This window comes from Pseudoruegeria sp. HB172150 (assembly GCF_013184805.1).
Taxonomy (GTDB): Bacteria; Pseudomonadota; Alphaproteobacteria; order Rhodobacterales; family Rhodobacteraceae; genus Psychromarinibacter.
In genome coordinates this window covers 394,828-408,175 of the sequence record NZ_JAATNG010000002.1, presented here as the reverse complement: position 1 = coordinate 408,175, position 13,348 = coordinate 394,828, and the positions used below count along the sequence as shown (strand labels likewise).

18 protein-coding genes are annotated in these 13,348 nt (G+C 64.1%); 6 read left to right on the top strand and 12 right to left on the bottom strand.

All coding sequences use genetic code 11. The annotated features are described in order from the left end of the window. Positions 1 to 4 precede the first annotated feature (4 nt). The 3 genes from HCO70_RS13765 to HCO70_RS13755 form a co-directional block, all read right to left on the bottom strand. The gene (locus tag HCO70_RS13765; RefSeq protein WP_172297054.1) at positions 5 to 361 is read right to left on the bottom strand and encodes a DUF2200 domain-containing protein; all 357 of its coding nucleotides are present in this window, start codon (positions 359 to 361) and stop codon (positions 5 to 7) included. 73 nt (positions 362 to 434) lie between these two features. After that, positions 435 to 1,055, bottom strand: coding sequence for a GNAT family N-acetyltransferase (locus HCO70_RS13760; protein ID WP_172297052.1), 621 nt, complete (start codon positions 1,053 to 1,055; stop codon positions 435 to 437). A gap of 61 nt (positions 1,056 to 1,116) precedes the next feature. Beyond that, positions 1,117 to 1,335, bottom strand: a complete 219-nt coding sequence (locus HCO70_RS13755) for a hypothetical protein (RefSeq protein WP_172297050.1) — start codon at positions 1,333 to 1,335, stop codon at positions 1,117 to 1,119. A gap of 227 nt (positions 1,336 to 1,562) precedes the next feature. Here HCO70_RS13755 and HCO70_RS13750 point away from each other — a divergent pair, with 227 nt between their 5' ends. Then, positions 1,563 to 1,970: a hypothetical protein gene (locus HCO70_RS13750; RefSeq protein WP_216665428.1), complete on the top strand. Its 408-nt coding sequence runs from the start codon at positions 1,563 to 1,565 to the stop codon at positions 1,968 to 1,970. Positions 1,971 to 2,023: 53 nt separating this feature from the next. On the opposite strand, the gene HCO70_RS13745 is transcribed toward HCO70_RS13750, so the two are convergent. From HCO70_RS13745 to HCO70_RS13710, 8 genes are all read right to left on the bottom strand, one after another. Next, positions 2,024 to 2,722, bottom strand: coding sequence for an alpha/beta fold hydrolase (locus HCO70_RS13745; RefSeq protein ID WP_172297047.1), 699 nt, complete (start codon positions 2,720 to 2,722; stop codon positions 2,024 to 2,026). Positions 2,723 to 2,789: 67 nt separating this feature from the next. Continuing rightward, positions 2,790 to 3,638 (bottom strand): class III extradiol dioxygenase family protein, encoded by an 849-nt coding sequence (locus HCO70_RS13740; RefSeq protein WP_172297045.1) that lies wholly within the window; start codon positions 3,636 to 3,638, stop codon positions 2,790 to 2,792. A gap of 9 nt (positions 3,639 to 3,647) precedes the next feature. After that, entirely contained in the window at positions 3,648 to 4,004 is a 357-nt protein-coding gene (locus HCO70_RS13735; RefSeq protein WP_172297043.1) for a protocatechuate 4,5-dioxygenase subunit alpha, read from the bottom strand. A 291-nt stretch (positions 4,005 to 4,295) separates the two neighbouring features. Further along, positions 4,296 to 4,745 carry a ribose 5-phosphate isomerase B gene (gene rpiB / locus HCO70_RS13730; protein WP_172297042.1) on the bottom strand — a complete coding sequence of 150 codons (450 nt, stop codon included), beginning with the start codon at positions 4,743 to 4,745 and terminating at the stop codon, positions 4,296 to 4,298. A gap of 78 nt (positions 4,746 to 4,823) precedes the next feature. Then, positions 4,824 to 5,711, bottom strand: a complete 888-nt coding sequence (locus HCO70_RS13725; RefSeq protein ID WP_253913277.1) for an amidohydrolase family protein — start codon at positions 5,709 to 5,711, stop codon at positions 4,824 to 4,826. Further along, positions 5,708 to 6,763: a 4-oxalomesaconate tautomerase gene (locus HCO70_RS13720; protein WP_172297040.1), complete on the bottom strand. Its 1,056-nt coding sequence runs from the start codon at positions 6,761 to 6,763 to the stop codon at positions 5,708 to 5,710. The genes HCO70_RS13725 and HCO70_RS13720 overlap by 4 nt, the downstream gene beginning before the upstream one ends. A 248-nt stretch (positions 6,764 to 7,011) precedes the next feature. Continuing rightward, on the bottom strand, positions 7,012 to 7,704 hold the full coding sequence (locus tag HCO70_RS13715; RefSeq protein WP_172297038.1) for a 4-carboxy-4-hydroxy-2-oxoadipate aldolase/oxaloacetate decarboxylase: 693 nt from the start codon (positions 7,702 to 7,704) through the stop codon (positions 7,012 to 7,014). Beyond that, on the bottom strand, positions 7,701 to 8,438 hold the full coding sequence (locus tag HCO70_RS13710; RefSeq protein WP_172297036.1) for a PIG-L deacetylase family protein: 738 nt from the start codon (positions 8,436 to 8,438) through the stop codon (positions 7,701 to 7,703). Before HCO70_RS13710 ends, HCO70_RS13715 begins: the two co-directional genes overlap by 4 nt. A 177-nt stretch (positions 8,439 to 8,615) precedes the next feature. On the opposite strand from HCO70_RS13710, the gene HCO70_RS13705 reads away from it, so the two are divergent. From HCO70_RS13705 to HCO70_RS13690, 4 genes are all read left to right on the top strand, one after another. Then, positions 8,616 to 9,827, top strand: coding sequence for a LysR family transcriptional regulator (locus HCO70_RS13705; RefSeq protein WP_253913276.1), 1,212 nt, complete (start codon positions 8,616 to 8,618; stop codon positions 9,825 to 9,827). A gap of 198 nt (positions 9,828 to 10,025) precedes the next feature. Further along, positions 10,026 to 10,418: a protocatechuate 4,5-dioxygenase subunit alpha gene (ligA, locus tag HCO70_RS13700; protein ID WP_172297032.1), complete on the top strand. Its 393-nt coding sequence runs from the start codon at positions 10,026 to 10,028 to the stop codon at positions 10,416 to 10,418. Next, positions 10,418 to 11,272: a class III extradiol dioxygenase subunit beta gene (locus HCO70_RS13695; protein WP_172297030.1), complete on the top strand. Its 855-nt coding sequence runs from the start codon at positions 10,418 to 10,420 to the stop codon at positions 11,270 to 11,272. Before ligA ends, HCO70_RS13695 begins: the two co-directional genes overlap by 1 nt. Before the next feature lie 106 nt (positions 11,273 to 11,378). Then, positions 11,379 to 12,323 carry a Gfo/Idh/MocA family oxidoreductase gene (locus tag HCO70_RS13690; protein ID WP_172297028.1) on the top strand — a complete coding sequence of 315 codons (945 nt, stop codon included), beginning with the start codon at positions 11,379 to 11,381 and terminating at the stop codon, positions 12,321 to 12,323. A gap of 37 nt (positions 12,324 to 12,360) precedes the next feature. Here HCO70_RS13690 and HCO70_RS13685 read toward each other — a convergent pair whose 3' ends face one another. After that, positions 12,361 to 12,810 carry a PaaI family thioesterase gene (locus tag HCO70_RS13685; protein WP_172297026.1) on the bottom strand — a complete coding sequence of 150 codons (450 nt, stop codon included), beginning with the start codon at positions 12,808 to 12,810 and terminating at the stop codon, positions 12,361 to 12,363. A 102-nt stretch (positions 12,811 to 12,912) separates the two neighbouring features. Between HCO70_RS13685 and HCO70_RS13680 the strand changes: the two genes are divergently transcribed. Further along, entirely contained in the window at positions 12,913 to 13,344 is a 432-nt protein-coding gene (locus tag HCO70_RS13680; RefSeq protein WP_172297024.1) for a PPC domain-containing DNA-binding protein, read from the top strand. Positions 13,345 to 13,348 lie beyond the last annotated feature (4 nt).

The window sequence follows — 13,348 nt, the reverse complement described above, 5'->3', positions numbered from 1 at the left end:
ACGGCTATGCCTGACGCAGGATCTTCTCCATCGCCTTCCCCTTGGCGAGTTCGTCGACCAGCTTGTCGAGATACCGGATCTCGCGCATCGTCGGTTCCTCGATCTCTTCCACCCGCACGCCGCAGATCATGCCCTTGATTTCTGACCTCGTCGGGTTCATCGCGGGTGCCTCGGCGAAGAAGGTCTCGAAATCCGTCCCGTCCGTCAGCCGGCCCTTCAGCGCGTCGCGGTCGTAGCCGGTCAGCCACTGGATGATCTCGTCGACCTCTTCCTTGCTGCGCCCCTTCCGCTCCGCCTTGTTGACGTAATGCGGATAGACGCTGCCGACGCTCATCGTGTAGATCCTGTGCTTCTTTTCCATGTCGGGTCCTCCCGTGCCGCCTTTGGCGGCGATGCCTGTCGCAAACCTAGCACGGCCGGCGCAGGCTCCAAGATCAGGGCTGATCCTGCAGCCGCCGCCCCATCCAGACCGCCCGCGCCCCCGGTGTCGCGATCTTTTCGAAGCCCTGCTTCTGCCAGAACCGGATGCCCCTGGCGTTGCCCGCACTCGCGCCGACATGCGCGCCGGTTACGCCCAGCGCAGTAGCCGCGTGCACCCATCGCTCCAGAAGCTGCCCGCCCAGCCCCTGCCCCTGCGCCGCCGGCAGCAGGTTCATATGCAGATGCGCGGGGTATCGGGACACGACCGCGTCCGGCGTCGGTTCCCGATCATGGATCATCTGGCACCTGCGCTCATCCGCCGTCCAGTCGTCCTGCCGTGCCGGGTCAGGCTTTGGATAGGTTTCGCGCAGCGCCGGCCACCAGTCCCGTTCCAGAGTGACGGCAAAGGCGCGGCTGTCCGCTGCCCCGACGCAATAGCCGACCACCATGCCGTCCCGTTCCGCGACAAAGGCCAGTTCCGGCGCACAGGCGAGATACGGCCCGGCATAGATGTGCCCGATCAGCCTTGGCTCGCTGTAAAGATGCGTGGCGTCCTCGCCCGCATCGCCCGTCTTCAGGCAGATGGCGTAAAGCGCCTCCGCATCCTCGGGCTTGGCCTGACGGATCTCGTTCATTGCATCTCGTTCCGGAATCCTGCCCGCCTGCCCTTCGCCGGGCGATTAATGTCCCGCGCCGTCAATCAGGATCGATCACACCGAAACTGCCGGACGTATCGCCATTCTCAGCCTGGGTGAAATACCCCTCTGCCGCGAGACCGCGCCGCAGCAATTCACGGATTGCTGCCGCACGGCTGGGCATTCTCTTTTCGAAACGCCAGTCGTCCAGAGCACGGAGTTCTTCCTCCGTTACCATAATCTGCAGTCGGTCCAGTCTCTTACCGCGTTCACCAGTCATTTTCAGAACCACCGTCAGAATGCTCGATGCATCGAGCTTTGCATAACTTACTCAAGAAATATCACTTGCTCAAAATTAGCACACGGCGCTGATTGGGCAAGTGCTACTGGCATTTCAACTTGCTCAAGCGAGCTCAGTTGTGCACACGGCGCATGTTGCTGCGAATAAGTAATTGAAATTAATGTAAATATTCCCCCCTGTCTGCTACCTGTGTTGTTAGCGTACCTATGAGCGATTCCGTGGCTAAAACGACTGACCAGCAATACAGGGCGGCGATCGTCCTGACGAGTGACGTGATCCTCGCGTTGGACATCGAACAGGCCCTCGAATCAATCGCTTACCGTACGTGGATCAACCACGATTATGACTTGGCAAACCTGGAATCCTCTGGTCCCAGCAAGATCGACATCGCCATCGTCGAAGTTCAGCCCGGAGATTCTCATTCAAATGTCTCCCTTATCTGGCTGCAGGACCGGGGCGTGCCTACTGTCGTACTGTCGACCAGCGACCTTAACCCGAACTCATACTTCGCGGGAATGCAGCAGATTGTCGGCAGTTTCACCAAGCCCGTACATGTCGACAAGATCCTGCCATTCGTCTCGTCCTTAACGGAAGATAGCCCTCAGACCGGTTAGAGAGGGCGACAGGCGCCGCCGGCCAGTGCTTCAGCCAGGCAGGCGACGGAGCCTCACGTCAGACTGGTTGCTTTCAGCCACGCGGAAATCGCCGTCGCCACTTCCGCCGGCCGTTCGCAGGGCAGGAAGTGCCCCGCATCGGGGATCACCACCACCTTTGCTTCGGCGCCGACCATCTCGGCGATCTCGCGATGCTGTTTCTCCGGGCTCCACAGGTCGCCGGTGCCGACCAGCAGCAGCACCGGGCAGGTGACCGCGTCCAGATGCGCGCCTGCGTCCGGCCGGTTCATCAGCGCGCGGATCTGGCGTTCATGCACTTCCGGTCCGCAGGCCACCACCATCTCGGTCATGTCGTCCATGAACGCGGTGTCGCCGCGACGGTCCGCGTCGACCATCGGCGGCAGCCAGTCGGCGGCCAGCGCCGCCATGTCGTCGTAACCCAGCGCGACCTTTTCCAGCCGCTTCTCCGGCTCGGTGTTGCCCAGCGGATGGTGCCCGGTATCGGCCAGGATCAGGCCCGCCATGCGTTCCGGCGCGATGCGCGCCATCTCCATCGCGACGCGGCCGCCCATCGAGTGCCCTACCGGGATCACGTCGCCCACGGCCAGGCCCAGCGCATGCTCCGCCATCGCGGTGATCGACGGCGGTTCTGTCACATCGGCGATGCGATAGTCCCCTCCCACCGCCTCGGCCACCGGTTTCCAGACGCGGGCGTCCGACAACAGGCCGGGCACGTAGACGAGGGTCGCCATCTTCTTCTCCTTCAAAGCAAAAGGGCCCCGGCGCTGCCGCCGGGGCCCTTTTGCCAGTCATATCAAATCAGGCAGCGCATTCCAGCAGAAGCGTACCCGCCGCGGTGTTCGAGATCGGAATGTGATAGTTCCGCGTGATCTCGTTCACCTCGTCGCCCAGAGCGCCGCGCATCATCATCCACATCAGGAATTCGGTGCCCTGCGCGCCGGCCTTTTCGACCAGCTCCATCCGGGTGACCTTGGTCAGCTCTTCCGGGTTCGACACGATATTCTCCAGACAGTACTGGTCGAAATCCTTGTTGATGAACCCGGCGCGTGCGCCGTCGAGCTGGTGGCTGAGACCGCCGGTGCCGAGGATGACGATCTTCGCGTCCTCCGGGAAGGACCGCAGCGCCTTGCCCAGCGCCTTGCCGAAGTCCAGCGCCCGCGCCAGCGTCGGGATCGGGTGCTGCACGGTGTTCGCAGAGATCGGCACCGCCTTCGGCATATCCGGGTTGTTCGGCGCGCCCGGCCAGAACAGCTGCATCGGGACGACGAAACCGTGATCCACCGCCAGTTCCTGGCACGAGGTGATGTCGAAGTGATCCGCCACCATCGACTCGATGATGTGCCAGCTGAGTTCCGGCGCGCCGGGGAACGGATCGAGCGACGGCAGGCCCCAGCCCTCGTCCTCGTTCTTGTATTCATGCGCCGCGCCGATCGCGAAGGTCGGCATCCGGTCGAGGAAAAAGCCTAGCCCGTGATCGTTGTAGATGTTGATCACGTAATCCGGCTTGTGCTCCTGGATCCAGGCGTGAACCTTCGGATAGCCGTCGAAGAACGGCTTCCAGTACGGATCGTCGTAAAGTTCCTTCTGGATCGCATTGCCCACCGCGGGGATATGCGACGTGGTGATGCCACCAAGTACTGTCGCCATGATGCCCTCCTACGCCTGGCTCGCGAGGAATTCCTTGAATTCCTCGGTGGTTTTTCCGGTCTGCATGCCGCCCACGTCCTGGACGGACAGCTTGAAGATCCCGGCGAACTTGGCGAGGTAATAGATGTTCCCGCCTTCCTCGATCATCTTCAGGATGTTGCGGTCGCGGATCGCCTGTTTCTGGCCCTCGTTCAGGCCGTACTTTGCCATGTAGCCTTCCTCGTCGGCGGCGAAGGCGTCGCGGTTCTCGGCCTTGTTGAACGAGTAGCACATCTTGTTCAGCGCATAGCCTTTCATGGCCATCTTGCCGTCGAAGATGGTCGTGCCGGGGATGTCGATATGATAGTCGTAACCAGGTTGGTCCATCGTCTCCTCCTGTTTCTGTCAGAAATATCGCATGCGGGCGAAGGGGCGCGTTTGATGTGGATCAAGCTGCAGGCGTAGCGGGCGCAGATTGAATAGCCATGACGCAAAACTTATACTTGGCGGCGCAATTTTGGCATGCCAAAACGACCATTTCTTCGAACAATTTCAAATTGTTATTGGAAATCGAGACCCAACCGAACATGCACGCCAATTTGCGCGCCCAAGCCTGCGCAAAAACCAGACCGGAAGGCTGTTTGTGATGGAAACGGGCGACTCGGCGCCCCCGCGTCGCTACGCTTCCAGAGCGCGTATCATGTCGACCCGCGTCGCGTGGCGTCCACCCTCGAACCCGGCGTTCAGAAACGCATCCACGATGTCGAGCGCCAGCCCCTCTCCCACCACGCGCGCGCCAAGCGACAACATGTTGGCGTCGTTATGCTCGCGGATCATCCGGGCCGAGAACGTGTCGGAGCAGACACCGCAGCGGATGCCCCTGACCTTGTTGGCCGCCATCATGATGCCCTGCCCGGTGCCGCACAGGATGATGCCAAGCCGGCAATCGCCGGAGGCAACCAGTCGCGCCGCCGCCTCGCCATGCGCCGGATAATGGGTGCTTTCGGGCGTGACCGGGCCGATATCGACCACCTCCCAGCCCAGTTCCGCCACATGCGCGGCAATCGCCTGGCGAAGCGGAATGGCGGCGTGATCGCTGGACAGGACGACGCGTCTGTTATCGGTCATGGCGTCTTTCCTTTCCCGACGCGAACGGGCGCGATGCCCCGCCGCTGACAGCGGCCGGGCAATCACGGTCTGCGCCCGTTACCGCGCCCAGTACAGCCGCATCGGGTTGTCCACCAGCAGTTTCTGCTGGAGTTCTTCCGTGCGCGCGATCCGGGGGATGAAATCGACCAGCGCGCCGTCGTCCGGCATGTGCGATTTCATGTTGGGATGCGGCCAGTCCGTGCCCCAGATCACCCGGTCGGGGAACCGGTCCACTAGCGCCTGGCCGTAGGGCACCACGTCGTCATAGGGCGGACCCGCCTTGGTCAGCCGTTCCGGGCAGGTCGCCTTGACCCACATCGTGTCCAGATCGTCCATCAGCCCGAGGAAGCGCTGGAAATCGGGGTGGTCGACGCCGTTCTCCACATCCGGGCGGCCCATGTGATCGACCACTATGACCGTGGGAAGCTGCTTCAGGAACGGGATCAGCTCTTCCAGGTCCTGAGCTTCGAAATAGACAACAATATGCCAGTCAAGCGTGGCGATCTTGTCCGCAATTGTCAGAAATGTCTCTTTCGGTGTGGAGTCCACCAGCCGCTTGACGAAGTTGAACCGGACCCCGCGAACGCCCGCCTCGTCCATTTCCTTCAACTCGTCCATGGTGACATCTGTGCCGACCGACGCGATGCCGCGCGCCTTGTCACCGGCGGCACGGCAGCCGTCAACCAGCGCGCGGTTGTCCTTGCCGTGGCAGGTCGCCTGCACGATCACGTTCTTGTCGAAGCCGAGGAAATCGCGCAGCGCGAAAAGCTGCTCCTTGCTGGCGTCGCAGGGCGTGTATTTCCGTTCCGGCGCGTAGGGAAACACGTCGCTCGGCCCGAAGATGTGGCAATGCGCGTCCACCGCGCCCTTTGGCAGCACGAAATCCGGCTTTTTCGGGTTGGGGTGAAACACCAGCCAGTCGGGATCCATCACCTGCTTGTTCATGCGAACACCTCTCCATCCATGAGCTTGCGCGCGGTGCGCAGGATCGCCGCAGAGGCGACCGCACCGGTTTCGTCCAGTTTCGCCACCACGGTCATCTCGCCGGTCGGATGCTCGACCGACAGGGTTCGCTCCTCACCCTCGCCGCGCTCGGCCAGGTCGTAGGCGGGCGAGCCCTCGATCAGGCAGGCGGTCGCCACGCTGACCGCGCCCAGAACGCCGATGGTCTTGTGGCACCGATGCGGGATGAACGAACGGGTGGAAATCGCGCCGCCCTGTTTCGGGGCGCTGACCATGGTCATCTTCGGCACCGACTTTTCGCTGACGTCGCCCAGGTTCATCATCGGGCCGCAGGCGAGCCGGATCTTTTCCAGCCTGGCGCGCAGATCGTCGTTCGCTTCCAGCTCTTCCGGCGTCTCGTCTCCGGTGATGCCCATGTCGGCGGCGCGCATCACGACGCAGGGCATGCCGTTGTCGATCATCGTCACCTCGACGCCCTCGACCGTGTCGCAGGCATTCCCGGTCGGCAGCAACGCGCCGCAGGACGACCCGGCGGTATCCTTGAACTCCACCGGCACCGGCGCCGCACCGCCCGGCACGCCGTCGATCTTCGCGTCGCCCAGATATGTGACCGTGCCGCCGGGCGTCTTCACCCGCTCGATGGCCACCTGCCCGGTGTTTTCCATGAAGATCGCCACCGGCGTCTCGCCGTCCTTCGCGGGCACCAGCCCGCGCTCGATGGCGAAGGGGCCGACTCCGGCAAGGATATTGCCGCAGTTCTGCGCGTCGGTGACGATGGGCCGGTCGACGAAGACCTGCAGGAACAGGTAATCGATGTCGACGCCCTCGCGCTCCGACGGTTTCACCACCGCCACCTTCGAGGTCAGCGGGTCGGACCCGCCCATCCCGTCGATCTGCCGGATATCGGGGGATCCCATCACCCGCAGCAGGAAGGCGTCGCGCGCCTCCGTATCGGAGGGCAGGTCGGAGGCCAGGAAATACCCGCCCTTCGAGGTCCCGCCCCGCATCCACATGCACCGAACACCGTCAGACATTATCCATTCCTCCCGCCGGTCCGTTCGCCTCACTCCCGAGACTCTATTTGGGGCTCAGCGTCGCAACCCGCGTCTGCTTCTTCTGGCTGAAAATATCCCGGGGGGTCCGGGGGGCGGAGCCCCCCGCCGGATCGCCGCCGCAGGCGGCGACCCCCTCCGCTTTCAGCCCGCTTCCGACGCCTGTCACCACACCCGGATCGGGCACGATCGGCGCCGGCCTAGATCCACATGCCCGGCGTTTCCGCCGCTCACACGTATTTCAGGCCCTTGGCGGCCAGCTTCTCGCGCATCCCGTAGATGTCGAGGCCCAGTTCGCCGGCCCGGAACCGCTCGCGCTTCGATTCCTCGTTGGCTTCGCGCGCGCGGGCCTTTTCCAGCACCTCCGCCGCTTCCTCGCGGCGGACGACGCAGACGCCGTCATCGTCGGCCACGATCACGTCGCCCGGGTTCACATGCGCCTCGGCGCAGATCACCGGCACGTTGACCGAACCCAGCGTCTCCTTGATCGTGCCCTGCGCATGCACCGCCTTGGACCAGACGGGAAAGCCCATCTCGGTCAGGTCCTTCACGTCGCGGACGCCACCGTCGATCACCAGCCCGCGACAGCCGCGCGCCATCAGCGAGGTCGCCAGCAGGTCGCCGAAGAACCCGGCGTCGGAGGGCGTGATCACGCCCACCACCATGATGTCGCCTTCCTGGATCTGCTCCACCCCGACATGGATCATCCAGTTGTCGCAGGGCGCGGCCAGCACCGTCACGGCGGACCCGGCCACGCGGGCGCCGGAGTAGACCGGGTTCACGTAGCTGGCCAGCAGGCCCTTGCGGCCCTGCGCCTCGTGCACGGTGGCGACGCCGCATTCCGCCAGCCCGTCGATCACCGCCTGATCGGCGCGCTCGATGGTCTGGACGACGATCCCCGTTTGTCCCGGCTGGTAGGTCATTCCAGTTCGTCCACCGTGCGCGGGAAGATCGCCTGGAAGCCTTCGGCATAGCGGCAGTCGCGGCCGCCGGCCTGACCGCCGGAGTTGCGGCGGAAGTGGTTGCCGCGGTTCTCGGCGACGTTCTCGTAGAAGTGCCACAGGTGCTCCTGCCCCTGCATGCACTGGATCGCGGCCCATTTCTTGTCCCAGACCGGTGTGATGTCGAGGAACACGTTCGGGCGCCATTCCATCTGCTCGGTCTGGTGCGGCTCGAACAGGTAGAGCTGCGGCGCGCCCAGGACCTTCTGGCCGGGGTTGTGGCCCCAGGCCTGCGCCACCATCCGCGCCTCGAGCGCGAAGTCGGTCGTGCGCATGTGGTCGGTGTTATACGGGTCCCATTTCGAGTGGGAGAACATGAACTTGGGCTGAACTTCGCGGATGATGTCGACCATCATGTCCAGCGTCTCGCGGCCCAGATCCAGCGGATAGTCGCCACGGTCGAGGAAGCGGATATCGGTCACGCCCAGCGCGTTGGCGGCATTCTCGGCCTCTTCCTGGCGGGCCGCCTTGACCTTGTCCAGTGTCATGCCTTCCTGCTTCCACAGCTTGGCGCTTTCGCCGCGCTCGCCGTAGGACAGACAGACGACGGTGACGTCGTATCCCTTGGACTGGTGCAGCGCGATGGCGCCGCCGGCGCGCCAGACGAAGTCCGCCGAATGCGCACTGATCACCAGAGCGGTGGGTTTGTCGGCCATGATTTTCCTCCCGAGGGTGTTCGCACGGGGCCGGTATGGCGCACGCCGCGCGGAATGCCTATTTCGAATGTGGTTCTCGGGATAAGTTTTGTCTATACCCCCGCCAATACGCCAGTCCTCGCAAAGCCAGAAAAGGTTAACGTTTCCTTGACCTCCGATTTCCCGAATATCCGGCACATGCGCGTGTTTTCCGAGGCGGTGCGCTCGGGCTCGGTCTCGCTGGCGGCGGCGCGGTGCCACCTGTCGCAGCCGGCCGCGACGCAGGCGATTTCGGGGCTGGAGGACGACCTTGGCACACCGCTTCTGATCCGCCGCGCAAGGGCACTGACGCCGACCGAAGCGGGCGCGCTATTCGCCGCACGGGTAGAGGAAGCGCTGGATCATCTGGAGCGCGGCGCGCGCACGGCGCTGAAGACCGGCCGCAACGAAAGCCGTCGCGACGGGTTCGACAGGATGGTAACGGCGGCACAGCTGCGCGCCCTTATCGCGATCGCGAATTCCGGCAGCTTCACCCTGGCGGCGCGCGAGCTGAACGTGTCGCAACCAACCATCCACCGCGCGGCGCGCAACCTCGAAGCCCTTGCGGGGCTTTCCTTTTTCACCGCAACTGCGGTCGGGGTGGAACTGACCGCCGCGGCGCAGGCCTTTGCCCGCGGGGCAAAGCTGGCGCAGGCCGAAATCCGGCAGGGGATCGAGGAGGTCGGCCGCGCCACCGGCGGCCAGGGCGGCACCTTCACGCTGGGCAGCCTGCCGCTGGCGCGCACAACCATCGTACCGCAGGCGGTCAACGCGATGGTGCGGGCGCAGCTTGGCATCCAGATCCGTGTCGTCGACGGGCGATACCCGCAATTGCTGCGCGGCCTGCGTGAAGGCGATGTCGACTGCATCATCGGCGCCCTGCGCGATCCGGTTCCGGCAGAGGACGTGACACAGGAGGAACTGTTCATCGACGATCTCGCCATTGTCGCGCACCCCTCGCACCCACTGTTTTCCATGGAAAACCCGACGGTTGAGGACACGCTCGACTATCCGTGGGTGGCGCCGCCCAAGGACACGCCCGCCGGAAGCTACCTGTTCGAGACCCTGCGGATTCAGGATCGCCCGATCACGCCGGTGCGTGTCGTGTCTTCCTCGCTGGTTTTCCTGCGCGGGATGCTGGCGCAGGGTCCCTATGTCTCGATCATCTCGCGCCACCAGATCAGCGCCGAGGAGGCGGCGGGCGATATCCTGCCGCTGCCGATCAAGCTGGTGCGAAACGCCCGTGCCATCGGGCTGACCTATCGCACCGGCTGGCGGCCGACCGACGCGCAGGCGGAATTCATCGGATATCTGCGCGAATTCAGCCGGCCGGGGACCGTGGACAGAGACAGGCGCGCACATGCAGTATAGCTTTTTCCAATATCATCCGGGGGATTCGAATTCCGATCTCTGTCCGCTGGGTGATAGGAAGGCGCGGTAACAGCGAACAGAAGCCGCCGCCTGCATGCGCAGACGGTCGCAACGGGTTGTCCGAACCCGGTATTGCGACACATATGTAAAGCAGATCCCGGGTGCCCGGGCGGCGGCACGTAACCCATGGAGGAAGGGATGCCTGAAAAGGACTACGAGGACATTCCCGGCACATTCGTCTTCGACGCGGACCGTTCGCGCGAAGGCTATCACCTGAACCAGTTCTGCATCAGCCTGCGGCTGCAGAAGAATCGCGACGAGTTCAACGCGGACGAGGAGAAATACCTCGACAAGTTCCCGATGACCGCCGAACAGCGCGAAGCCGTGCTGAAGCGCGAGTGGAACCGCCTGCTCGAGTTGGGCGGCAACATCTACTACACGTCGAAGCTTGCCGCGAATGACGGCATCAATTTTCAGAACCTTGCCGGCCTGATGACCGGCATGGGCGTCGAGGCCTATCGCGACATGATGCTGCACGGCGGCCGGTCGCCGGAGGGCAACCGCTACAAATCCGAATGGAAGGACAAGTAATGGCCCGTATCACAGCAGGCGTGGGCGTGTCTCATGTGCCCGCCATTGGCGTGGCGATGGATACCCACATCACCGATCAGCCTTACTGGAAACCGGTTTTCGACGGCTTCAAGTTCAGCCGCGAGTGGATGAAGGAAAACAAGCCCGACGTCATCTTCCTCGTCTACAACGACCATTGCACGGCGTTCGACGCGTCCTGCATCCCGACCTTCGCGCTTGGCGCCGCCGCTACCTTCCAGCCCGCCGACGAGGGCTGGGGCCCGCGCCCGGTCCCGGTCGTGCGCAACCACCAGAAACTGGCCAGCCACATCGCGCAGTCGCTGATCCTGGATGAATTCGACCTGACCATCATGAACGAGATGGAGGTCGACCACGGCCTGACCGTCCCGCTGTCGGTGATGTTCGGCGAGGTCGGCCCGGACGAGGAATGGCCCTGCCTGGTGATCCCGCTGGCGGTGAACGTGGTGCAGTACCCTGCCCCCACCGGCAACCGCTGCTACAACCTCGGCAAGGCCGTGCGCCGGGCCATCGAGAGCTATGACGAAGACCTGAAGGTCATGGTCTTCGGCACCGGCGGCATGTCGCACCAGCTGCAGTACAAGCGCGCCGGCCTGATCAACCGCGAATGGGACACTCGTTTCCTCGACCTGCTGACCGAGGATCCGGTGTTCGCCAGCCAGATCCCGCATGTGGAATACCTGCGCGAGGCCGGTTCAGAGGGCGTCGAGATGGTTATGTGGCACGTCATGCGCGGCGCGCTGGACGACGAGGTGAAGGAAGTGCACCGCCACTACCACGTGCCCGCGTCGAACACCGCCGTGGGACATATCATCCTGGAAAACGTCGCCGCCTGATCGCGGCACGGACGAGAAGCGCCGCGAGAGATCGCGGCGCTTCCGGTTTTGCCGCTTCAATGCGGCCCATAGCAACTCCGCCTGAGACCGACGAGGAGGACAGTCAATGCGTATCTGTGTAGCCGGGGCCTACGGCGCCTTCGGGATGAAGCACCTCGACGCCCTGAGCGCCATCGACGAGGTCGAAGTGACCTCTGTCATGGGGCCCAGCAAGGACAAGATCGAAAGCTTCGCCGCCGAGCGCGGCATCGGACATGCCGCGACCACGCTGGACGAATGCCTGGCCCGCGACGATGTCGACGCCGTGATCCTCGCCACGCCGACGCAGATCCATGCCGAGCAGGCCATCGCCTGCATGAAGGCCGGCAAGCCGGTGCTGATCGAGATCCCGATGGCCGACTCGCTGGCCGACTCCGAGGCGATCTGCAAGGTGCAGAAGGAAACCGGCGTTCTGGCCATGGCCGGACAGGTGCGCCGCTTCAACCCCTCGCACCAGTGGATCCACAACAAGATCACGGCGGGCGAGCTGAAGATCCAGCAGATGGATGTTCAGACCTACTTCTTCCGCCGCACCAACACCAATGCCAAGGGCGAAGCGCGGAGCTGGACCGACCACCTGTTGTGGCACCATGCCTGCCACACGGTCGACCTGTTCCAGTACCAGACCGGCGGACAGGCCAAGGAGGCCTTCGGCCTTGAAGGTCCGCATCACCCGGAACTGGGCATCGCCATGGACATGGCCATCGGCATGAAGGCCGAGGATGGCGCGATCTGCACGCTGTCGCTGTCCTTCAACAACGACGGGCCGTTCGGCACCTTCTTCCGCTACATCTGCGACAACGGCACCTACATCGCCAACTACGACGACCTGTTCGACGGCAACATGAACAAGATCGACCTGTCGGATGTGGCGGTGTCGAACAACGGCATCGAGCTGATCGACCGCGAGTTCATCTCGGCGATCCAGGAAGGGCGCGAACCCAACTCGTCGGTCCATGACGTGCTGTCGGCGATGCAGACGCTGGACAAGATCGAAAAGTCGTTCGGCTAGAACGCTTCGAATTCTGGAACGCGAAGGCGCGGCCGGGTCAGGCCGCGCCTTTTCTGTACCGGAAAACCCCCGTGCCGGTGGCGCACAGCTCACCTGTTTCGTCCCGCACCTCGGCCTCGGCGAAATAGGTGGACCGGCCGCCGCTGGTCCGCCGTCCCTCTGCGATCAGCCGGGTGCCTTTCGGGCGCGACACGAAATTCGTGGTCATCGACAGTGTCATGGTCAGCTGCTTGCGGTCCGGGTCGCCGGTATAGGCGCCCGCATGGCCCATCGCGGTGTCCAGCAGCACCGCGTAGATGCCGCCGTGCGGAATGCCGTAACGGTTCATGATATGGGCGACGATCTCCTGTTCGACGCGCGCGTAGCCTTCGGCCCAGCCGGTCACGCGGCATCCAAGCCGGGCCAGCATCGGAGACGGCTCCTCCGCGACGGCCGGGTCGACGCCCGGCAGGTCTCCGGCCCCTGATTGCGGACTGTCATGGGTCATTCGGCGCGTTCCTTTTCTCTGTTGCCGGCATCTTGCAGGCTTGGCGGGCAAAGGCAAACGGGCGGCTTGCACGCGGATGGGCCCCGGGTCAGGCTGGCGGGCATGAACGATGATCTGACATGCGGCTGGCCGGGCGGCGCGACACGGTTTCTGGCTCTGCGGATGCTGCCGGGCGAGGACCTGCGCGGGCGGCTGGAAACGGTGTTCGCGGCGCAGCCGGAGACAGCGGGATTCGTGGCCGCCTGTGTCGGCAGCCTGACCTCGGCGCGGCTGCGGCCGGCGGGGCGGGACGATGCGCTGGAAGTGGCGGGGCCGCTGGAGATCGTCGCGCTGTCGGGAACGCTGTCGGTCGACGGTCCGCATTTGCATGTGGCGGTCTCGGATGCCGAAGGTCGGATGACCGCCGGGCACCTGCTGGCCGGATCGGTGGTCAGGACGACGGTGGAGGTGGTGCTGGGGCTGACCGATGCTGTTACCTTCACGCGCCGAGACGATCCGCGCACCGGATACGCGGAGCTGTTCTTCGACGGCTGACCGG

Coding starts and splice junctions, on each gene's coding strand:
- HCO70_RS13750 (WP_216665428.1), top strand. CDS start 1,563: ATGAGCGATTCCGTGGCTAAAACGACTGACCAGCAATACAGGGCGGCG.
- HCO70_RS13755 (WP_172297050.1), bottom strand. CDS start 1,335: ATGACTGGTGAACGCGGTAAGAGACTGGACCGACTGCAGATTATGGTA.
- HCO70_RS13765 (WP_172297054.1), bottom strand. CDS start 361: ATGGAAAAGAAGCACAGGATCTACACGATGAGCGTCGGCAGCGTCTAT.
- HCO70_RS13685 (WP_172297026.1), bottom strand. CDS start 12,810: ATGACCCATGACAGTCCGCAATCAGGGGCCGGAGACCTGCCGGGCGTC.
- HCO70_RS13695 (WP_172297030.1), top strand. CDS start 10,418: ATGGCCCGTATCACAGCAGGCGTGGGCGTGTCTCATGTGCCCGCCATT.
- HCO70_RS13710 (WP_172297036.1), bottom strand. CDS start 8,438: ATGGCCGACAAACCCACCGCTCTGGTGATCAGTGCGCATTCGGCGGAC.
- rpiB (WP_172297042.1), bottom strand. CDS start 4,745: ATGACCGATAACAGACGCGTCGTCCTGTCCAGCGATCACGCCGCCATT.
- HCO70_RS13740 (WP_172297045.1), bottom strand. CDS start 3,638: ATGGCGACAGTACTTGGTGGCATCACCACGTCGCATATCCCCGCGGTG.
- ligA (WP_172297032.1), top strand. CDS start 10,026: ATGCCTGAAAAGGACTACGAGGACATTCCCGGCACATTCGTCTTCGAC.
- HCO70_RS13715 (WP_172297038.1), bottom strand. CDS start 7,704: ATGACCTACCAGCCGGGACAAACGGGGATCGTCGTCCAGACCATCGAG.
- HCO70_RS13705 (WP_253913276.1), top strand. CDS start 8,616: ATGCGCGTGTTTTCCGAGGCGGTGCGCTCGGGCTCGGTCTCGCTGGCG.
- HCO70_RS13725 (WP_253913277.1), bottom strand. CDS start 5,711: ATGAACAAGCAGGTGATGGATCCCGACTGGCTGGTGTTTCACCCCAAC.
- HCO70_RS13745 (WP_172297047.1), bottom strand. CDS start 2,722: ATGGCGACCCTCGTCTACGTGCCCGGCCTGTTGTCGGACGCCCGCGTC.
- HCO70_RS13690 (WP_172297028.1), top strand. CDS start 11,379: ATGCGTATCTGTGTAGCCGGGGCCTACGGCGCCTTCGGGATGAAGCAC.
- HCO70_RS13720 (WP_172297040.1), bottom strand. CDS start 6,763: ATGTCTGACGGTGTTCGGTGCATGTGGATGCGGGGCGGGACCTCGAAG.
- HCO70_RS13760 (WP_172297052.1), bottom strand. CDS start 1,055: ATGAACGAGATCCGTCAGGCCAAGCCCGAGGATGCGGAGGCGCTTTAC.
- HCO70_RS13680 (WP_172297024.1), top strand. CDS start 12,913: ATGAACGATGATCTGACATGCGGCTGGCCGGGCGGCGCGACACGGTTT.
- HCO70_RS13735 (WP_172297043.1), bottom strand. CDS start 4,004: ATGGACCAACCTGGTTACGACTATCATATCGACATCCCCGGCACGACC.